The sequence below is a fragment of the Hymenobacter ginkgonis genome (assembly GCF_009755225.1).
In the GTDB taxonomy this organism is placed as follows: Bacteria; Bacteroidota; Bacteroidia; order Cytophagales; family Hymenobacteraceae; genus Hymenobacter; species Hymenobacter ginkgonis.
In genome coordinates this window covers 687,019-706,964 of sequence record NZ_WQKZ01000001.1, presented here as the reverse complement: position 1 = coordinate 706,964, position 19,946 = coordinate 687,019, and the positions used below count along the sequence as shown (strand labels likewise).

The 19,946-nt window shown below is 61.2% G+C and carries 19 protein-coding genes; 3 read left to right on the top strand and 16 right to left on the bottom strand.

From position 1 onward, the window contains the following. Nucleotides 1-40 precede the first annotated feature (40 nt). From ppk1 to GO988_RS02720, 8 genes are all read right to left on the bottom strand, one after another. Nucleotides 41-2,404 (bottom strand): polyphosphate kinase 1, encoded by a 2,364-nt coding sequence (gene ppk1 / locus GO988_RS02755; protein WP_232341399.1) that lies wholly within the window; start codon nucleotides 2,402-2,404, stop codon nucleotides 41-43. A gap of 279 nt (nucleotides 2,405-2,683) precedes the next feature. Continuing rightward, complete coding sequence (locus tag GO988_RS02750; protein ID WP_157561994.1) at nucleotides 2,684-3,121, bottom strand: carboxymuconolactone decarboxylase family protein; 438 nt, start codon at nucleotides 3,119-3,121, stop codon at nucleotides 2,684-2,686. A 102-nt stretch (nucleotides 3,122-3,223) separates the two neighbouring features. Beyond that, a complete protein-coding gene (locus tag GO988_RS02745) occupies nucleotides 3,224-3,790 on the bottom strand; it encodes a Crp/Fnr family transcriptional regulator (RefSeq protein WP_157561993.1) in 567 nt (188 codons plus the stop codon). Nucleotides 3,791-3,880: 90 nt separating this feature from the next. Further along, complete coding sequence (locus tag GO988_RS02740) at nucleotides 3,881-4,666, bottom strand: SDR family oxidoreductase (protein WP_449405073.1); 786 nt, start codon at nucleotides 4,664-4,666, stop codon at nucleotides 3,881-3,883. A gap of 31 nt (nucleotides 4,667-4,697) precedes the next feature. Next, the gene (locus GO988_RS02735; protein WP_157561992.1) at nucleotides 4,698-5,600 is read right to left on the bottom strand and encodes a helix-turn-helix domain-containing protein; all 903 of its coding nucleotides are present in this window, start codon (nucleotides 5,598-5,600) and stop codon (nucleotides 4,698-4,700) included. Between the two features lie 71 nt (nucleotides 5,601-5,671). Then, nucleotides 5,672-6,433 carry an HAD family hydrolase gene (locus GO988_RS02730; protein ID WP_157561991.1) on the bottom strand — a complete coding sequence of 254 codons (762 nt, stop codon included), beginning with the start codon at nucleotides 6,431-6,433 and terminating at the stop codon, nucleotides 5,672-5,674. After that, nucleotides 6,430-7,014: a DUF4269 domain-containing protein gene (locus tag GO988_RS02725; RefSeq protein ID WP_157561990.1), complete on the bottom strand. Its 585-nt coding sequence runs from the start codon at nucleotides 7,012-7,014 to the stop codon at nucleotides 6,430-6,432. Before GO988_RS02725 ends, GO988_RS02730 begins: the two co-directional genes overlap by 4 nt. Nucleotides 7,015-7,063: 49 nt before the next feature. Further along, entirely contained in the window at nucleotides 7,064-8,749 is a 1,686-nt protein-coding gene (locus GO988_RS02720; RefSeq protein WP_317164765.1) for an ABC1 kinase family protein, read from the bottom strand. A gap of 156 nt (nucleotides 8,750-8,905) precedes the next feature. Between GO988_RS02720 and GO988_RS02715 the strand changes: the two genes are divergently transcribed. Then, complete coding sequence (locus GO988_RS02715; RefSeq protein ID WP_157561989.1) at nucleotides 8,906-9,448, top strand: DinB family protein; 543 nt, start codon at nucleotides 8,906-8,908, stop codon at nucleotides 9,446-9,448. A gap of 145 nt (nucleotides 9,449-9,593) precedes the next feature. On the opposite strand, the gene GO988_RS02710 is transcribed toward GO988_RS02715, so the two are convergent. Both GO988_RS02710 and GO988_RS02705 read right to left on the bottom strand, forming a co-directional pair. After that, on the bottom strand, nucleotides 9,594-10,001 hold the full coding sequence (locus GO988_RS02710; protein WP_157561988.1) for an acyl-CoA thioesterase: 408 nt from the start codon (nucleotides 9,999-10,001) through the stop codon (nucleotides 9,594-9,596). 21 nt (nucleotides 10,002-10,022) lie between these two features. Further along, complete coding sequence (locus tag GO988_RS02705) at nucleotides 10,023-10,772, bottom strand: class I SAM-dependent methyltransferase (protein ID WP_157561987.1); 750 nt, start codon at nucleotides 10,770-10,772, stop codon at nucleotides 10,023-10,025. A 117-nt stretch (nucleotides 10,773-10,889) separates the two neighbouring features. On the opposite strand from GO988_RS02705, the gene GO988_RS02700 reads away from it, so the two are divergent. Both GO988_RS02700 and GO988_RS02695 read left to right on the top strand, forming a co-directional pair. Next, on the top strand, nucleotides 10,890-11,051 hold the full coding sequence (locus GO988_RS02700) for a DUF2256 domain-containing protein (RefSeq protein ID WP_157561986.1): 162 nt from the start codon (nucleotides 10,890-10,892) through the stop codon (nucleotides 11,049-11,051). A 25-nt stretch (nucleotides 11,052-11,076) separates the two neighbouring features. Continuing rightward, nucleotides 11,077-11,472: a hypothetical protein gene (locus GO988_RS02695; protein ID WP_157561985.1), complete on the top strand. Its 396-nt coding sequence runs from the start codon at nucleotides 11,077-11,079 to the stop codon at nucleotides 11,470-11,472. Nucleotides 11,473-11,543: 71 nt separating this feature from the next. Here GO988_RS02695 and GO988_RS02690 read toward each other — a convergent pair whose 3' ends face one another. The 6 genes from GO988_RS02690 to GO988_RS02665 form a co-directional block, all read right to left on the bottom strand. Continuing rightward, on the bottom strand, nucleotides 11,544-12,404 hold the full coding sequence (locus GO988_RS02690) for a molybdopterin-dependent oxidoreductase (protein ID WP_157561984.1): 861 nt from the start codon (nucleotides 12,402-12,404) through the stop codon (nucleotides 11,544-11,546). A gap of 27 nt (nucleotides 12,405-12,431) precedes the next feature. Continuing rightward, nucleotides 12,432-13,142 (bottom strand): cytochrome b/b6 domain-containing protein, encoded by a 711-nt coding sequence (locus GO988_RS02685; RefSeq protein ID WP_157561983.1) that lies wholly within the window; start codon nucleotides 13,140-13,142, stop codon nucleotides 12,432-12,434. A gap of 60 nt (nucleotides 13,143-13,202) precedes the next feature. Beyond that, nucleotides 13,203-15,491, bottom strand: a complete 2,289-nt coding sequence (locus GO988_RS02680; protein WP_157561982.1) for a GH92 family glycosyl hydrolase — start codon at nucleotides 15,489-15,491, stop codon at nucleotides 13,203-13,205. A gap of 153 nt (nucleotides 15,492-15,644) precedes the next feature. Then, nucleotides 15,645-16,151 carry a cupin domain-containing protein gene (locus GO988_RS02675; protein ID WP_157561981.1) on the bottom strand — a complete coding sequence of 169 codons (507 nt, stop codon included), beginning with the start codon at nucleotides 16,149-16,151 and terminating at the stop codon, nucleotides 15,645-15,647. 65 nt (nucleotides 16,152-16,216) lie between these two features. After that, nucleotides 16,217-17,491 (bottom strand): metal-dependent hydrolase family protein, encoded by a 1,275-nt coding sequence (locus GO988_RS02670; RefSeq protein ID WP_157561980.1) that lies wholly within the window; start codon nucleotides 17,489-17,491, stop codon nucleotides 16,217-16,219. Nucleotides 17,492-17,638: 147 nt separating this feature from the next. Then, nucleotides 17,639-19,837: a penicillin acylase family protein gene (locus GO988_RS02665; protein WP_157561979.1), complete on the bottom strand. Its 2,199-nt coding sequence runs from the start codon at nucleotides 19,835-19,837 to the stop codon at nucleotides 17,639-17,641. Nucleotides 19,838-19,946: the final 109 nt, after the last annotated feature.

Below are 19,946 nucleotides of genomic sequence, written 5' to 3'. Positions count from 1 at the left end.
ACAAGCTCAGCAGGACGGGCTTTTTTATGTATCCAATCTACTACGCCGTTTCGTCCACTACAATATTGGCGATATCAGCTTCATTATCAACTTCATCCTGCATGAGGGCTTCGCCCTGGCCGAAGCTATCGGCCCCGTCTTCGACAAGGGGGGGTAGGGCAGTTGCGGCGGCTTCGGCCGCGGCTAGCTCGGCGGCCAGGCGCACGCGCTGGGCGGCTTGCTCGCGCAGCAGGGCCAGCAGGCCATCGGGCGTGGCCTGGGCCATCTGGGCTTCGTCGGGGCGGCGGTAGAAATCGCGGTGAATATTGACCACCGGCTCGCCCGCAGCGGGCTGCTGCCGAATGTAGGCGCCATCCTCGCGCATGATGTAGCTATTCTGGTTATCGAGCAGGTTGAGTTGCAAGATGTTGATAGCCTCGCGGCGCAGCTGCGGGTTCACAATTAAGAAGATAGCCTCGATGCGACGGTCGAAGGAGCGCACCATCGCATCGGCCGAGCCGGCGTAGAGGCGCGCCTCGCCGCCGTGGTGGAAATACAGCAAGCGGGCGTGTTCCAGGTACTCGCCCACAATGCTTTTCACCTCGATGTTCTCGCTCAGCCCTACCCGGCCCGGCCGCAGGCAGCAAATGCCGCGCACGATAAACCGGATGGGTACGCCGGCCTTACTAGCCTTGTAAAATTCGTCAATCAGCTCCCGGTCTTCAAGCGAATTCATCTTGATGACGATGCCGCTCGGCAGGCCTTTTTTGGCGTTTTTAGCCTCCTCCCGTATCAGGTGAATAAGCTGTTGGCGCATGTCGCGCGGGGCCGTGATGAGGTATTCGTAGTCGTCGGGCTGCGAGTGACCGGTGATAACGTTGAAGAATTCTGACACGTCGTGGCCGTACGTGTCGTTGGTCGTAAGCAGGCTGAGGTCGGTGTAAAGGCGCGAGGTTTGCTCGTTGTAATTGCCCGAGCCGATGTGGACGTAGCGCGTCACTTTTTCGCCTTCCTTGCGGATAATCATCAGCATCTTGGTGTGGGTCTTGTACTTCCCTACCCCATAGATGACGAAGCAGCCGGCCTTTTCGAGCCGCGCCCCTTCCCGAATGTTGCGCTCCTCATCGAAGCGCGCTTTCACTTCAAACAGCACCGAAACGTGCTTGCCGTTTTCGGCGGCTTTGAGCAGGGCGGCGGTCACGCGCGAGTCTTCGGCCAGGCGATAAATCGTTTGCTTGATGCCCAGCACCTGCGGGTCTTCGGCGGCGCGTTCGAGCAGCCGCACTACCGGCTCAATTGAATTATAGGGGTGGTGCAGCAGCACATCGTGGTGCTTGAGGTACTCAAACATGTTGTCCTCGGCGCCTTCGGGCAAGCTCAGCGGCAGCACCGGCGCGGGCAGCTTGGCGCCCTTGCCCCGGAAGGAAGGATAACGCAAAATCTGATTCAACCCCTTCATATCCAGCAAGACCGGAATAACGAAGATGTTACCGTTGTCGATGTTCCAGCGCTCGCGCAGGATGCTCATCATGTAAGCCGAGGCGTCGGGCTCGACCTCCACGCGCACTACCCTACCCCGCTTCCGCGTCTTGAGGCCCGTTTGAATTTCTTTGATAAAGTCGGTGTCGATGTCTTCCGATTCTTCCAGCGTAAAGTCGCCGTTGCGGGTGGCGCGGAACAAGTCGGCCGACACGATTTCGACGTTGCGAAACAGCTTAGGCAAGTTGGCCCGCACAATCTCCTCGATGGGCACAAATACGACGCGGTCCTTGCGGGTAATTTCGAAAAAGCGCGTCAGGTTTTGCGGAATCTGCACGAGCGTGAGGCGTTCCTGGCCCTTCTCCGCGTCGGGGGGTAGGGTGGCCATGGCGGGCGCTGCGTGCTGGCTGGCCTCGGCGGCGCCCATTTCGCGCGTCACCACCCCAAAAGTCAGCACCTGGTTGATGATGAGCGGGAAGCCGTGGTACGAGTCGTACACCATCGGCGTGAGCAGCGGAAAAACGGTGTTTTTGAAGTAGCCTTCCACCTTTTTCAACTCCACTTCGGTCAGCTCTTCCATGCGCCGGATGCTGAAACCCTGCTTCTCGAACTGCGGCTTCAGCTCGTTCATGTACGTCAGCGACTGGTCGTTGACGAAGCGGTGGGCAAAGTCGAGCAGCTTGCGCCGAAACGGCAATTCGCGCAGGCCCGAATAATCGACGCGCTCCTTGCCGTAGTCGAGGTAATTATACAGCGAGCCCACCCGAATCATAAAAAACTCGTCGAGGTTCGAGCTGGTAATGCTCATAAATCGCAGCTTATCGAAGAGCGAGCGCGCGGGGTCCTTCGCCTGGTCGAGCACCCGGTAGTTGAACCGCAGCCAGCTCAGGTCGCGGCTGATGTGCTTGCTTTTACGGATGAGGTCGGCAGACTTGAAGAGTTTCATAAAATCGCGGGGTGAGGCAGCATACTCGGTTTCGACCAGCGCGGGCCGTGGGGTAGCAAAGCTACGGGCAGCGGCCAAGGCAGAAAACTATTTTACGCACCGCCGCTCCTAAATGACGCCTTTTAAGGAAGGAAGTTTACGCCCGGCAAACCAAAAATGGTGGAGGCCCGCGCCGCCTACCCCGCCTACCCCGCCTGGCAGGGGTAGGCGGGGTAGGCGGCGCGGGCCTCCACCATTTCGCTGCACCTATCCTGGCGCCGGCCACTTGCCGCTACCGGCCTACCCCTCGATGGGAAGCTGCGTGGTAATGGCCACCCGGTTCCAAACGTTGATGGTAGCAATGGCCATAATGGCCTGAGCCAGGTATTGCTCGCCCAAGAGCGCTGTCGCGGCCTGGTAGGTAGCGTCCGAAACGTGGTGCTGGCTGATGAGCGTGATTTCCTCGGTCAGGGCCAGCAGGGCTTTTTCCTCGGGGGTAAATAATTCGCCGGTTTCGCGCCACACAGCCACCAGGTGCAGGCGCTGGTCGGTTTCGCCGTGCTTGCGGGCGTCATTCACGTGCATGTTGATGCAGAAGGCGCAGCCGTTGAGCTGCGAGGCGCGCAGCTTTATCAGCTCCGCGTGAATGGGCGTGAGGCTGGAGTGGCTCAGATACTTCTCCAGGGCATAAACGGCCTTAAAGGCCTCGGGCTCGATTTGCTGAATGTTAACGCGCATGTTAGCAGCACTTTAAAAGGGATTGAAGATGACACAAAGGTCCGGCCCTACCCCCCGGCAGCTCCTTAATCTAGGTTAAGAAATGCGCGCTTCGCTGAGCGCCTACCGCGCCCGAATCTTACTCAGAAACTCGGGGGTAAAACCCAGGTAGGAAGCTAACATATACTGCGGCACCCGCTGCACAAACCCCGGCAGCGCTTCATTAAAGTAGTGGTAGCGCGCCTCGCCCGACATGCCAAACAGGAACTTGCCCCGAAACATCGCCGCCGCTGCCACCCGCTGAAAAACGAGACGGAAGTAGCGCTCCAGCTTCGGAATATGGTCAAAAACCTCTTCCTGCACGTGCTTATCAAATACCACAACCTCAACAAGCTCAATAGCTTGGATAGTATACTGCGAGGGCATGTGCGTAGCCAGGCTGGCGTAGTCGCTCACCCACCAGTTTTCGATGCTGAACTGGATAATTTGCTCGGTGCCCTTATCTGAAATGAAGTAGGTGCGCAGGCAGCCCCGCAGCACGAAGTAGCTGGCCGGACACACCTGCCCTTCGCGCAGCAAAAAATCCTTGCGCGCAACGGTTTGGGTGCGCAAGTAGCTCACCAGCAAGGTTGCTTCCTCGGGCGTCAGGGCCACGTACCGGGCAATGTGGGCGAGCAGCGGAGCGTACATGGCGCTAAAATAGCTGCTGCACAGCCAGGTATAAAGTGTAGTGGCCCGTTGTGTAGGCTCCTAGCAGGCGCGCTACTCCTCTAGGCGGCGCTAGCTCTGCGCAGTGGGCCGCACTATTATCTCGCTCACATCTACATCAGCGGGCTGCTCGATGGCAAAGACCACCGCACGCGCAATAGCCTCGGGCGAAATGCCCAGTTTGCCCTGCATATCCTTCGTTTGAGCTTTTAACTCTGGGTTGGTCATCGAATTGGCAAAGTCGGTGTCGATAACGCCCGGCGTAACGATGGTTACCCGCAGCTTGTCGCCCGCTTCCTGGCGTAACCCTTCAGAAATGGCGCGCACGGCGAATTTTGTGCCCGCGTACACCGCCATGGTGGGCACAATGCGCAACCCGGCCGTCGAAGCAATATTGACAAACTGGCCAAACCCCTGCCGCCGAAAAACCGGCAGCGCAGCGGCAATGCCGTACAGCAATCCTTTGATGTTCACATCAATCATCTCGTCCCAGTCCGCTACGCGCAGCTCATCGAGCAGCGAGATGGGCCCAATGCCCGCATTGTTGATGAGGACATCTAGCCGCCCATATCGCTCCTCCGCTAGCTGCACGAGCTGGGCCAGGTCGGCACGCTGCGTCACATCGGTACGGGCGTAGGCTGCCTCTCCACCCGCCGCCGCAATGCGGGCCGCCAAGGCCGCCAGGCGGTCGAGGCGGCGCGCACCCAGCACCACTTTGGCGCCGCGCTGCGCCAGCAGCAATGCGGTGGCCGCGCCAATGCCACTACTGGCTCCCGTAATGACGACAACCTTGTTTTCTAGTCCGTTTTCCATGTGTTCCAGCTTAAATAAGTAGCGCACAAAGGTCAGGGCAGCCACCGCGGCAGAAGTATGCGAATCAATCCAATACTTATGAAAGCAATACCGGCTGCTTGCGGTACTGGTTGGGAGGTTGCCCAGTATGCTTTTTAAAGAAACTGTTGAAGTTGGGCGCGTGCTCGAAGCCTAGACAATACCCAATTTCCGCAATGCTCCAGTTGCTTTGCCGGAGCAGCGCCTGGGCTTCGGCCACTAGCTTGTGGGCAATGTGCTCAGTGGTTGTTTTGCCTGTCGTTTCCTTTAGCGCCTTATTCAGGTGATTGGTGTGCACGGCCAGTTGCCGGGCAAACTCGTTCGCATTTTTGAGGGGTAGGGTATGCAGCGGCGAAGCCAGCGGAAACTGCCGGTCCAGCAGCTCCAGAAACTGCTCGCTCAGGCGAACCGCCGCCGTGCGCGACGAACCAGCGGCCGCCGCCGGCGCCAACCTAATTGCCTCGTGAATAAGTAGCTGCACATAATTACGCAGCAAGTCATACTTGTTAGCGTACGATGACTGCATCTCGGCCAGCAGCTGCTCAAACAGCCAGTTTAGCCGTGGCATCGCCTCGGGCGGCGGAAATACTACCGGCGTGCCCCCAACTCGGAATAGCGGCGAATCAGCTACGCTAGCCGTTTTCAATTGCTGCGTAATAAACTCTTCGGTAAATAAGCAGGAGAAACCGGTTTCGCGGCCGGCCTTGCGCTCCCACGCATACGGAATTAGCGGGTTCACAAAAATGAGGGCGCATTGCTGCACCGCCACGCTACGGTCGGCATACGATAACATACCCTGCGCATTGCACAGCAACTTTATCTTGTAGAAATCGCGCCGCACGTGCGGAAAGGAGTCGGGCGTTGCCACATCCTCCATTCGGTAAACCGTGAACTGGCTGGCCGCGGGGCGCTCCCGCCCATACTGCTGGTAGTACTCGGCAATGCTTTGTTTTGCTGGCATAGCACAAGATATGCCATTCAAATCATGCACCGTTCGCTACGGCCTACCACTTAGCTGATTCTGGCTATGCCTCAGGCGAGGGGGCAGGAGTTTGCCGGGCGGCCCGCAATTTTGGCCAATACCTTGGCTAGCGGCTCCAAGCTGGTTATTTCGGCCACGTGGGCCAGCGGCCGCGGAGCGCCGGAGCGGTTGAGCCACAGCGGGCGAATACCCACGTCCAGCGCGCCCAGCACGTCGGCGTGCCAGTTATCGCCCACCAGTACCGTTTCCTCAGGCCGGGCATTTAATTGCCGTAGCGCGGCCTGGAAGATGCGCGGGTCGGGCTTGGGCACGCCCACATCTTCGGAGGTGATGAGGGCATCTACTAAATCGGTCATGCCCAGAAAGTGCAGCTTATCAGCCTGCTCCGCCGTGCGGTTATTGGTAATGATGCCGATGCGATAGTGCGGCCGCAGCGCCTGCAACAAGGCCAGGGCGCCCGCTACAGGCTGCCGCTGCTGCGGGTATTGCACGTAGTAGGCATCGGCCAGCTGCTCGGCATCAGCGGGGGTAGCGGCCGGCTGGTACTGGGCCAGCAAGCCCTCAAACCGCAGGCGCCGGGCCTCGGGGTAGGAGCAGCTGCCTGCCAGCACGCGCAGGTGCAGCGCTTCGAGCAAGCCGCTGTAAAACTGATAGAAAGGCTCAAAATCTACCGCCGCAAAGAAGGGCAGCCCGGAGGTAGTGGCGCGCAACGCCGCCCGCGACGTGGCGGTGTGGTCAAACAGCGTGTCGTCTAAATCGAAGAGCACCGTGGTTGGGCGCGGGGGTAGGGAGTTGGTCGGGGTCAAGGTCATACGGAACAGGTCGCTACCCAAGCAGACAATTCGGCGGCCGACAGGTTTTCGAGCGTTAACAAGGCGGCGTAAGGGTCGCCGGGCAGTTGGAGCAGGGTGGCAAACGCGGGCTCCGTTTTAAGGCCCTGCTGCTTGAGCCGGCGCACGGCGGCGCGCCACGCCTCGCCCCCAGCTTGCAGCACGGCGTGCTCTACTAGCAGGTGCCGGAAGGCGTTTTGCCGCGTCGTGGGCAGCGCCTGCCCAAATACCTCCACCTCCATTTCTGCGCAGCGAAAGCTACTCACCACCGATTCTTCGCCCCCAATCCTTAGCTGGCGAAGCCGGAAAGCAGGCCGGTGGCCGTACTGCGCTTGCACTAGTTGGCTGAACGCGGCACGGGCGGTGGGTGCCACCTCGCAGATGACGTCTATATCGCTAGTAGGCAAATCAATAGCGCGCGGAATGGTGCCCGCCACTACGGGGCCATAGGCGCGCAGCGTGCTAAGCAGGGCCAATTCCTCCAGCACTGCGTAGGCGCGCTGCTGCCGGGCATTGCCGGCGGCTAAATAGCGGGCGTCGTGCCAGTTAATTGGTATTTTCATGGCGTTGCTACTTACGAGCGGCGGTATTTAGTGCCACCCCCTACCCCCCTCATTCGCGCCGAGCGCGGCGCGGCATCGTTAGGAGGAGCACTATAAACAAGCTGATACCCAAGCTATACCACGTGATAACGGGCAAGCCGCGGTAGTACGGCATTTCGGGGGGGTAGTGGCCCAGCAAACTCAGGCCCGCGAAGAGCAGCGTGCCCAGCGTGAGCAGGGCTAGCACGGTGCGGCTCACGAGTTGGTCGGCCTTGCGCAGCAGGCTGGTGTAGCCGCTCAGCTCGACTTTTACCCGTAGCTCGCCCTTGCTCACCTTGCGCATGATTTGGCGCAGGTCGATGGGCAGGGTTTGAAGCAGGGCCAGCAGCTGGGTACCGGTGTACTCGGCCTCGCTGAGAATATTTTCGGGCGAGTACTGCTCGCGCAGGATTTTGGCCCCGTAGGGCCGCACAAATTCGAAGGTATTGAAGCGCGGGTGCAGCACTTTGCCAATGCCTTCGAGGATAACCAGCGCCCGCAAAATGAGGAACACCGCACCCGGGACTTGCAGCTTGTATTGGTAGATGATGCCTTGCAGCGAATCGGCCAAGTCGCTCATGCTCATCTCTTTCACATCGAGCAGGGCGAAGTCCTCAATCAGCCGGCCGAGGTCGGCCTCAAAGGCGCGCATGTCCGGGATTTCGCTGCTCAGGGCCAAGCGCCGGAAGTTGACGGCCATGCTGCGGGCGTCTTGCCGGGCCATGCCGATAAACACGCCCGCAAAGGCGTATTTCTGCTGCTTGGTGAGCTTGCCCACCATGCCAAAATCGATGAGCACCAGCGTGCCATCGGGGCGCACGAGCACGTTGCCGGGGTGGGGGTCGGCGTGGAAAAACCCGAACTCAAAAATCTGCGTCAGGTAAATATCCATGCCGGTTTCGGCCACCACTTCGGGGCTGAGGCCCCAGGCCAGCAGCTGGGAATTATCGGTTATCTTACAGCCATTTACAAACTCAATAACCAGGATTTTGGCCGTACTCAGCTCGCGGTAGGGCTGCGGAATATAGAAGGTGTTGTAGTGCTCGTAGAGCTTGCGCATTTGCTCCATGGCGCGGGCCTCGGAGGTGTAGTCGAGCTCCTTGGTCATGCTGCGCTCGAAGGCATCGACCACATCTTGCGGGTTGCTCAGGCCCTGGTTGCGCAAAAAGCCGCCCGTCAGGCGCACCAACTCGTGCAGCAGGCGCAGGTCACCCTCCACTTTTTCGCGCACGCCGGGGCGCTGGATTTTTACTACTACTTCCTCGCCGCTGTGTAGGCGCGCCCGGTGCACCTGCCCGATGCTGGCCGAGCCAATGGGCACGTTGTCGAACTCCGCAAATACTTCTTCGAGCGGGCGGGCCAGCTCGAACTCAATAATCTGGCGGGCCTCCTCCACCGGGAAGGGTGGCACGTTGCTTTGCAGCTTCTCAAACTCGTCGATGAGGGCCTGGGGCAGCAAGTCGGCGCGGTTGCTCAGGGCCTGGGCCAGCTTGATGAACGTGGGGCCTAACTCCTCAATAATAAGCCTGATGCGCTCCCAGCGCGTGGTTTCGAACACCGGGCGGTCGTCGTTTTCGAGCCAGCGCAGGCGGCGGCTCTGGCTCACGAGGCGGCGCAGCGGCGTGGTCGTCACCACGTCTTCAAAGCCGTAGCGCAGCAGCACTTCGGCCACTTGCCGGATGCGCGTGAGGTTGGAAATAGTATTCTTGAAAATCACGAAGGCAGCGTGTTTAGCACGTTTTTTGGGAGGGCGGGCCCGCTCACGAAAGCCACCGCGGTTTGGCTTGCGTATGAAGCCCTACCCATTACCCAAAGCTACGCCGCTCGGCTTAGCGGCCCTACCCCGCCCTTTCACGCCCACCCAGCTTCTGCCATGACTCACCGCCTCCACCTACTGGTCGAGCAGCTCGACCGCGCCACCGCTCATGCCCTGGCTTCGGCCGAAGCCTTGGGGCCCCGCGCCTACGTGGCGCCGGTGCCCGGCCAGTGGGCCGCCGCCCAGGTAATTCACCACGTGCTCACGGCCGAGAAAAGCATTGTGGGCGCTTTGCAAAAAACCCTGGCCACCGACCACAGCACGCTGCGAATTAGCACGCTTAAGAACCGGCTGCGGAGTTTCATGCTGCGGTTGGCGCTGCGTATTCCGGGCCTCAAGTTTAAGGTGCCGCCTACCCTACCCCCCCCGCCCGCACCCGAAACCATTGCGCCGCTGCCCGAGCTGCGCACCGAGTGGGACAGCGTACGCCGCCAGCTCGAACAGGTACTTAATGAGTTTCCGAGCAGCAAGCTGCGGCACACCGTGTTTCGGCACCCACGCGCCGGTTGGCTCACCATAGGCCAAACAGTTACGTCGATTCTTGACCACACGCTGCACCACCAGCAGCAGCTCAATCGCATTGCCAAGTCGTTGAAGTAGAACAAATAATACGAAAAGTAAAGAACGTCATGCGGAACGCAAGTGAAGCATCGCTACCGCATCGTTGGATTCGAAACCCTAACGGCGTGGTAGCGGTGCTTCACTTGCGTTCCGCATGACGTTCTTTTTTACTCGTTCTGTTTGCTTATACCTCCACCGCTAGGGCTTGCGCCAGTTCGGCGGGGGGCACGGTAAGCTTGCGGCGGTCGAGGTCTATCCAGGCGCCATCGACGGTGACGGTGGCAGCCACGCGGCCATCGGCCTTGTAAATGGTGTGCTCGATGGTCCAGCGCGAGCCGTCGGGCGTGCCGCCGGTTACGCGGCCTTCCACGCGAATTTGTTCGCCGCCGTGCACCTCCTTGAGGTATTTGGTTTCTTCCCGAAACAAGATGGGGCCGATGCGCAGTTCGGCAAAGCGCCGAATATCGAAGCCCGCGCTGGCGAGCCAATTCACGCGCTGGTCGGCGGCAAAATCGGCGTAGGCCGAGTGGCGCATGTGGCCGTTGGGGTCGAGTTCGGCCCAGCGCACGGGGTAGGTTTGACTATGAGGCATAGGGGGGGGGTAGAGAAGTAATTAGTCGATAGCGGGCTCGAAGCCACCTACCAGGTTAAGGCGCACCAGGTACTGGCCATTTTCATCATCGCCCAGAAAATCAACTTCGTACCCTGCCTGGCGGGCGGCATCTTCAAGCAGCGCCCCGTCGATAAATAGCCAGGGGAATGGCTCGCCGGTTTGGTTTTTGTACTGAAAAGTGTACTCGACCTCGCCGTAATACGGGCCGTTGAGGTTGAACACCAGCGCCCCATCCTCATCCTCGTAGAGGTAGCTGATGTCGGAGGAGGTAGCCAAAATCTGGCCATCGGGCGCGAGCAGCGTGCGGGCGTGCCGCAAAAATTTGTCGAGCCCTTCGAGCGTGCCGGCCAGGCCGAGGCCGTTCATGAGCATCAAAATAGTATCGTAGGGGCGCTCTTGCGAAGCGCGGGGCGCGAAGATGTCGTGCTGGGCCACTTCGCGCACGCCGCGGGCCTGCATTACCTGCACGGCGCCCGCCGAGTGGTCGATGGCTTTAATGTCGGTGAAACCACGGCTTTGCAGCTCCAGCGAGTGGCAGCCAGCGCCGGCGCCCAGGTCGAGCACGCGGCCGCGGCACTCGTCGAGGGCTTGGCGCTCTAGCTCGGGCATGGCCAGCAGGGTACGAAAAAAATAAGCGGCGGGCAGCGGCTCATCGTCGGCGGCGCTGCACTGCACGGTGAGGGCGGCCGCGTGGTGGCCGTGCTGGTAGTCGAGCAGGGCCTGGCCGATGAGGTCGGGGGCGTGGGACATAAAGGAGGGGGTAGGCGCCGGCGAAAGTAAAGATGGCCGGCAGGGCGATTTTAAACGTAAACAGCCGCTAGCCGGCCGGTAAAGGTCCGGCAGGTTTTCATTTTTCGTCCCTGTTCTATGGCTGCCCAGCTCAAAAAAGGCCAGTTGCCCACCAAAATCTGCGCAACTTGCGGCCTGCCCTTCGAGTATCGCAAGAAGTGGCGCAACAACTGGCCGGAAGTAAAATATTGCGGCGAAAAATGCCAGCGCAACAAGCCTACTGCGCCCGCGGCCGCCTAAAAACTCTGCAATCCCTACCCCCCTTATGGCCTCCAACCTCGACTACCTCAACCCCGACCTCCAGCCTTTGGTGGAGAAAGTAGAAGCTTACCTCGCTGCCAAGGAAGACCTACGCAAGCTCGGCATTGCTGAGCACAACGAGGCGGTGCACGACGCCAACGTAGCGGCCTCGGCCGCCGAGTTTGAGCAGCGCCCGCCCACGGGCTCGTTTGACCAGCACGCCGACGAACTGGCCCAGCAGCACCAAGATGCGCAAGACGACCTCAACCGCCTCAGCGCCGATATCCTGGCCTTGTTGCCCACCCGCGACGAGTGGGTGAAGGTAAACCTTGGCTACGGCCCCAGCCGCGTGGGCGCCTGGCGCGTACCAAACGCAGCCAACCCGGCGCAAGAGCACTACGAAATTCGGGTGGTGATGTAAGGCAACAAGTTAAAAGAGAACGTCATGCTTCACTGCGTTCAGCATGACGTTCTCTTTAGCTCAACTTTCCGCTAGTGCCCCGAATCCCAGTCGTAGCCTTGCTCGGCCCAGTAGTCGGCGGGGCGCTCGTCGGTGAAAGAAATGGTGCCGATACGCTTGAGGTGCTTGATGCCGTATTTGAGCGGCGTGACGAGGCGCAGCGGTGCGCCATGCTCGGGCGTGAGGGGCTGGCCGTTCATCTCGTAGCACAGCAGCGTTTGGGGATGGATGGCGCTTTGCATGTCGAGGCCTACGTAATATTCCTCGTCGGGCGTGACGACGCTAACGTAGGGTGCCAGGTCGGCGGGCGGCTTGGTGCTGTCGGTAATGGGCTGGCCGCTGCGGCTGGCAATGGGGTATTTGTTCAAAAAATCAGCAAAGCGAACGCCGGCCCAGTTCACCACCACGCTCCACCCCTCGATGCACTTGAGCTGGGTCGTGAATTCGGTGCGGGGTAGGGCCTTGATTTCGGCCAGCGTAAACTCGCGCACCGTGGTGCCGCCGTAGGGCTCTACCAGCAAGCGCCAGGCCGCGGCGTCTAGGGGCGTTTGCAAGCCGGCGTTGCCGTTTTGGCGGGGCTCGCGGGCCAGGCTTTTCGGAAATTCGGGGGCTAGGCGCGTCTCGCGGAAGTAGGCGGCCGAGAGGCGGCCGTTGGCGTCCAGCACCCGCCGGAAGGGCAGCGGCGTACCGTCGGCATCGGGCCGGTGCAGCAGGTAGCGCCAGCCCAGCACGCCGCCCAGCGCGGCCAGCCCCCCCACAATAAACGAGCGCCGGGTGCGGCGCGTGGCCTCCTGGCTCAGGGCCGAGCCGGGGGGTAGAGCCAGGTCCTGGCCATCGGGCGAAGGGTGCGGCGGAATGGGTTTATCGGGCGTCGGAGGTAGTTCGATAGCCATAACACAACGAGGATAACGGATTATTACTTAAGCTTTGGCGTCGGGGTCGCGCTGGGCTAGGACCGGGGAAGCCGCGCCGGTCGTGGGCACGTCTTCCACCTCAAAGCCCGCCACCATTGAGCGAAAATTGTTCCAGCCGGCGCGCACTACTTGGGCCACGTGCACCACAAAAAACAACACGTAGCCCAGCGTGAGCACGAAGTGCTGCACCCGCGCCGCTTCGTAGCCGCCCAGCCCTTGCGTGAGCCAGCCAAACTGCACTGGCTTATAAATGGCCAGCCCCGTAAGCAGCGACCCTACCCCCATCAAAATGACGGCGGTGTAGGCAATGCGCTGGGCTCCGTTGTATTTCTGCACGGGCGGGGCTGTTTTGCGCAGGCCTAGGTCGTGCAGCGTCACTTGCCAGGCTTCGCGCAGCGAGTGGCGGTTGGGCAGCAAGTAGCGCCACTCGCCCGAAAACAGGGTGTAAAGCACGTAGAGCAGGCCATTGGCGAAGAACAGCCACATCAGCATAAAATGCCAGTTCATGCCCTGCGCCAGCTTGTGGGTCATGCCAAACGTGTCGTAGAACGACTGCGGAAAAAACTTGAACAGCGTCGTTTGGCCCCAGCCAATGCGGTAAATGTCGTTGGCCCAGTATATCCACAGGCCGCTCCATATCATCAGGCTGAGGACCGGGAAGTTAACCCAGTGAAACCAGCGAATGGCCAAGGGGTGTTTTTCAACAAGTTGCTTCATAACGCGATGCGGGGGCAAAATCCCTACGAAGGTAAGCCGCGCCGCCAGCCATAAGTTCGCTTACTGCGGCTTAGAGAACGAGTACGGCGCATCGGTCGGTTGGGTGCCGCGGACGGTGTTGGGCGTTGGGCCCATCTCAAAGTTGAGCGTGGCACCTTGCTGCAAAGCAGCGTGGCTCAGCCAGTTATGCTCATAGGGCTGGCCGTTGAGCGTCAGGCTTTTGATGTAGCGATTGGCAGCGCTGTTAGCCGGCGCGTTCAGCACTACGTCGTGGCCGCCGGGCAGGTGCAGCGTCGCCTTGGGGAAGAGCGGCGCGCCGAGCACGTACTGGTCGCTGGCCGGGCACACGGGGTAGAAGCCCAGCGCCGAAAACACGTACCACGCCGACGTTTGGCCGTTGTCCTCGTCGCCGCAATAGCCGTCGGGGGTAGGGCGGTAGAGGCGGTTCATGGTTTCGCGGGCCCAGTACTGCGCTTTCCAGGGCTGGCCGGCGTAGTTGTAGAGGTAAATAATGTGCTGGGCCGGCTGGTTGCCGTGCGCGTACTGGCCCATGTGCACGATTTGCATCTCCCGAATTTCGTGAATCACCTCGCCGTAGTACGACTCGTCGAAGGTGGGCGGCAGCGTGAACACGGTATCTAGCTTGGCCACGAAGTTTTGCCTACCCCCCATCAAATTCATCAGGCCCTGCACGTCGTGAAACACCGACCAAGTGTAGTGCCAGCTATTGCCTTCGGTGAAAGCATCGCCCCACTTAAAGGGGTTGAACGGCGCCTGAAACGTGCCGTTTTGGTTGCGGCCGCGCATCAGGCCGGTTTGCGCATCGAAGAGCTTGCGGTAGTTCTGGCTGCGCTGGGTGTAGAGGTCAATTTCCTTCTTGGGCCGCTTCAAGGCCTTGGCTAGCTGCGCGATGGCGAAGTCGTCGTAGGCGTATTCGAGGGTACGGGCGGCACTCTCGTTGATTTTGACATCGTAAGGCACGTAACCGAGTTTGTTGTAGTACTCGACGCCGGCACGGCCCACGGCTTGCAGCGGGCCAGCGTGGTTGGCGCCGTGCACCAAGGCTTCGTAGAGGGTGTTGATGTCGTAGCCGCGGGCGCCCTTGAGGTAAGCTTCGGCCACCACCGAAGCCGAATTATTGCCCACCATCACGTTGCGGTAGCCGGGGCTGCCCCACTCGGGTAGCCAGCCGCCCTCGCGGTAGGCACTGGCCAGGCCGGCCTGCATTTGGGCATTTTCGGCGGGGTAGAGCAGGTTGAGCAGCGGAAACAAGGCCCGAAAGGTGTCCCAAAAACCGGTGTCGGTGTATAGAAACCCCGGCCGCACTTGCCCATTGTACGGGCTATAGTGGATGGGCTGGCCCGCGGCATCCAGTTCGTAAAACTTGCGCGGAAACAGCAGCGAGCGGTACAGGCACGAGTAAAACGTGCGCTGCTGCTCGTCGGTGCCGCCCCCAATTTCGACGCGGCTCAGCGCCTGGTTCCAGGCAGCCTGGCCCTTCTGTTTCACGGTTTCAAAGTCGTCGGCGCCAATTTCTTGCAAATTGCGTTCGGCCTGCTCGAGGCTGATAAACGACGACGCTATGCGAGCCTGTACCTGCTCGCCGCGGCGCGTGCGGAAGCTCACGGCTGCGCTCACGTGGTCGGCACTGAGCTCGGATAGGTTGGCGGCCAGCGCGTTGCCATTAAACAGCTGGGCACTGGCAAACGGATGGTCGAACTCCACCACGAAGTAGTTTTTGAAGTTGGCCGGCACGCCGCGGCTGTTCTTGGTGGTGTAGCCCACCAAGCGGTTTTGGGCGGGCAGCAACTGCACCATCGAGCCTTTATCAAAAGCATCGAGTACCACGTAGGCGCAGTCGGTGCGCGGAAACGTGAAGCGGAAGCGGGCGGCCCGCTCGGTGGGCGCTATTTCGGTTACTACATCATAGTCAGCCAGGTACACACTGTAGTAGTAAGGGCGGGCCACCTCCGTTTTGTGCGAAAACCAACTGGCGCGCTCGTCCTCCCCCACCTTGGTGCGGCCGGTGCCCGGCATCAGGGCAAACTGGCCGTAGTCGTTCATCCAGGGCGAGGGCTGGTGGGTTTGCTTGAAGCCGCGGATTTTATCGGCACCGTACTGGTAGGCCCAGCCGTTGCCCATTTTGCCGGTTTGCGGCATCCAGCAGTTCATGCCCCAGGGCCGGGCGATGGCGGGGTAGGTATTGCCATTCGAGAGGTCGGGCTTGGAATCGGTGCCCATCAAGGGGTCTACCAAATCGGCCGGATTGAGGACTTGGGCAGCCACTGGCTGCTGCGCAAACACGGCGCTGGCCAAGAGCAAAGCTGCGCCTAATAGGTTCTTTTTCATGGTGAAATACTACGATTATCCCTTGCTCCTCCCTACCCCCTCCTACTCACTGAAGCCCATTTTTCAACAAAAAGCCTGGCTCTACGCGGGGTAAAGCCAGGCTTTTGCACGCAGTGCCAGCGGGCCGCGGCACTGCGACATTACAAGCAGGGCTTAGCGGCCAAAGTCGTCTTGCACCCGCACGATGTCGTCTTCGTCCGAAGGCTTATCCGCGTCGGTATGCTGCCAGATTTCGGCGACCACGCCCCAGCCGCCCAGGCCCACGAGGCGGTGGCGCTGGCCCTGGGTAAGCATTATTTGCTCGCCGGGCTGGTAGTCTTTCACCTCGCCCTCGGTGTCGGTGTCGCTGATGGCGATGCCCACGGGGCCTTCTACTACGCGCCAGATTTCGGCGCGGCGGTAGTGGTATTGCCACGAAAGGCGCTGGTGCGGCGCTACGAGCAAAATCTTGGGGCTGAGCTTGCCCGAAATGCGCAGTTTATCAACCGACAAACCGCTGAAATAGGCATCGGCAAAGGCCTGAGCTTGGCTTTCATCAAGCACAAAAAAGCCGCCCCAGGGCCGCGATTGGTCTTCTTGCACCACGGTGAAGCCTTGCTGGTGCAGCCGCTGGGCTATTTCTTCAAAAAGGGCTTGTTTTTTAACGGAGGCGTTCGCCATATTTTGCAGGGGGTTCTTAAAGTAAATTGACGTAATAATAGCAGGCGGCGGCCCTACCCCACCCCTCAGGGCTGGCGGTAGAGCACGCCGCCTTTCAGCACGAGGCGCACTTGGCGCAGGGTTTCGACTTGGTGGGTGGGGTCGCCGGCGACGGCTACCAGGTCGGCGAGCAGGCCGGGGGCCACGCGGCCGCGGTCGGGCAGGTGCAGTACTTGCGCGTTGCCGCTGGTAGCGGCGCGCAGCACTTCGAGCGGGCTTAGGCCGTAGTCTTGCACCAGCAGCTCCAGTTCGCGGGCGTTGTCGCCGTGGGCAAATACGCCCACGTCGCCGCCCATCACCAGCGTCACGCCGGCTTGGCGGGCGGCTTGCACGGCGCGGTGCTTGTCGGCCACGCGCGGGGGGGTAGGGTCCTGGCCTTTTTTCCAGCCTTTATACTGCGAGGTGGCGTCGGTGGCAGCCACCGTGGGGCAAAGCGCTACCCCGCGCTGCTTCATGAGGCGAAATACTTCCGGGGTGCCGCCGTCGCCGTGCTCAATAGTTTCGACGCCGGCCAGCACGGCGCGGCGCATGCCCTCGGCGGTGCTGGCGTGGGCCACTACCCCCCGCCCCGCCGAGCGGGCCGTTTGCACGATGAGAGTAAGTTCTTCCTGCGAAAAGGTGGGTTGCGCAGTGCCGCCCAGGCCCCAGCGGTAGTCGGCGTACACTTTGATAACGTCGGCGCCGTGGCCGATTTGCTCGCGCACGGCCCGCACCAGGCCATCTACCCCATCGGCTTCCTGGGCGCCCTGGGGCAGGTTTTCGACGCCCGCCAGGTGCGGCCCGTAGCTGCCGGTAGCTACCAGCGCCCGGGTAGCCACCAGCAGCCGCGGGCCGGGAATAATGCCTTGGTCAATTGCTTGTTTAATACCCACATCGGCGTAGTCGGCGCCTTCGGTGCCAAGGTCGCGGGCGGTGGTGAAGCCGGCCAGCAGCGTGCGCTGGGCGTGCACGGTGGCGCGGGCCACGCGCAAGGCTAGCGGCTCGGTGAGCACCTGGTCGTTCCAGCTGGTTTCGTTGTAGGGGTGCAGCAGCAGGTGCGAATGCCCTTCGATGAGGCCCGGCAGCAGCGTAAGGCCCGGCAGCTCCAGGGTGCGCGCGCCAGCCGGAGCTTTCAGCTGGTCGGCCGGGCCCGCGGCAGTGATTTTGGTGCCTTCTACCAGCACGGCCCAACCGGGGTGCAGGTCCTGGCCGTCGAACACGGCGGCGGGGCGCAGCAGCAGAGCCGCGGGTGGGGCTTGGGCGCGGCTAGCTAAGGGGGGTAGTAGCAGGCAGCAAAAGCCCAGGATGCGGCTGATTTTCATGTAGTCAATTACTTTTAAACCTTGTCATACGGACGAAGGAAGCAGCTTCTCAGGTTCGCTCAGTCGGGCAGATGAGGCGACCAAGATGCTTCCTTCGTCCGCATGACGCGCTTTTTTGCTACCCTTTCACGCTCACTTTTTCAGCCCCTACTCGCCGGGGTGGTAGGTGCGCTCGGCGTGCTTCTGCACATCCTCAGGGTAAAATAGCACGTCTTTAAACTGGCCTTCGCAATACAGCGGTGCCTGGTCGGTGAAGTGCGGCGAGTCGGGCCGGCTGGCCTGGCCGCCCGTCACGACGGAGCGGGCCACCACGCGGGGGCCAAACTCCACCACCGCCACAAAGCTGTTGCCTACCCCCCCGTAGCGCTTCTTGGTGCCGGGGTAGGTGTGCGCGCCAAACGCCGCCAGCGAGCCCCAAGCCGACGACGTGAACGCCACCGGCCTGCTCGGCTGCTGGTCGTCAAACGTTTCGTTGATGCGGCCCGTCAGGCGCTGGTAGCGGTTTACCTCGCCCCAGGGCAGCTGCCAGCGGCCAAAGTCGCGGGTGAGCTCGGCCTGGGTTTCGGCCAGCGCGTTGAGCTTTTCTTCGGGGGTAGTGTGGGCGATGGTGAATGCCGTGAGGCTCAAGTAATCTAGCGCCTGGCCGGCCGGCACACGGCTGCGCGCCAGCCGCTGCACGCGCTCGCCCCAATAAATGGCCAGCGTTTGGGCCACTGAAGTAGTACTGTAGTTCAGGTCCCAATTGCGCAAGATTTCAATAGCTGGCCCTACCCCCCGGGGCACCTCGCCGCCCGCCGCATCGAGCGTGGTTTGATAATCGGCAAACAGCGCGGGCAATAGCTCCTCAAAGCCCGCCAGGTGCGGGTCGTTGGCCGCGGCGATGAGCGTATCGAGGGTAAACGCCTTTTTGCGGCTCAGCACCCGCACCGCGTTTAGGCCGCGGTAGTTTTCGGCATCGGGCGCCATGTAGCTGGGGTACTGCTTTTTATCGGGGCTGCTACCCCCCCCTGCTACGGTGAAGGGCGTCGAGTTACAATTTTGGATAAAGCCGCTGGCCGGGTTGCGCACCTGCACCAGTTCCTCCACTTTGTGCAGGCCCTGCCACTCGGTGGCGGCGGTGCTGCCGTCCACGGGCTGGCTATAGTCGTAGCCGGCCGGGCGGCGGGGCATAAAATTGCCGTGCCAGTAGGCAATAGTGCCCGTGGCATCGGCAAAAACGGTGTTGTTCGAGGCGTTGCCGTTCAGGCGCATCACCTCCCGAAAACTGGCGTAGTCGTGGGCTTTGGTGCGCAGGTACGACTGCTCCAGGGCTTGCAGCGGCGTGTCCATCATCTTCACCGTCAGCCACTTTTCGCCCACTTTGCCCACCACTGGGCCGTGCGGCGTGCGGTAGGTGGTGAAGCGCCGCCGCAGCCGCTGCCCATCCTTCAGGTAGCGCAGCGAGAGCGTATCGGTGAGTACTGGCAGCTGCTTGCCCGCATACTGGTAAAAGAACTTGCCGCCCTGTTCGCTCACCGTCTCCAGGTACTCATCCATCGAGTCGGCTTGGCTGGAAGTATGCATCCAGCCGCATTTCTCGTTAAAGCCTTGGTAAACAAAAAACTGCCCCCACGTTACGGCGCCGTAGGCGTTGAGGCCCGCGGCGCTCGTCATCTGCACTTCGGAGCGGAAGTAGAACGACGTATGCGGGTTGATGAGCAGCAGCGCGTGGCCGCTGGCACTTTTGGTGGGCGCAATGGCGAAGCCGTTGGAGCCCACCGGCTCGCGCTCGGCCTGTTCAAAATCGGGCCGCTGCCACGACGTGCCTTTTTGCTGGCTATAAAACGCCTTGAGGCGCTCGAGCGGCACTACGCTCACGTTGCCGCCAATGCTACCCTCGCTAAACAGCAGCGGCATCCAGGGCTGAAACCGGCGCAGCAGCCGCGGCTGCACCGTGGGGTGCGTGGCCAGGTAGTAGTTGGTGCCATCGGCGAAGGCATTCAGTAAGTCCTTCATCCAGCGCGGGCTACGGGCGTAGGTGGCCACGGCGCGCGTCGAATCCATGAACAGACGCTGGCGCAAATCCTGGTACAGCAGGGCCTCGCCGTCTACCTCAGCCTGGCGGCCCAGGGCGTTGATGTAGTTGTCCTCGACGCGCGCAAAATCGTCTTCGCACTGCGAGTAGAGCAGGCCAAACACGGCATCGGCATCGGTTTTGCCCGTTATGTGCGGCACGCCCCAGTTGTCGCGCACAATACTGACGCGCTGGGCCTGCTGCCGCCAGCGGGTTACTTCAGCCGGGCTAAAGTATTGGGCCTGAGCCTGGCTCCCGGCCAGCAGCCATAACAGTAGATACAAGTGTCGCATCAGGTAGCGGGCCGTTTACTTCCTTTTGGCAAAGGCCGGTCCTGGCGCAAGTTAAGATGCGCGGGCTACTCTTGGCAGCGCCCAATTTGCAGCGCAGCGCAGGCCCTGC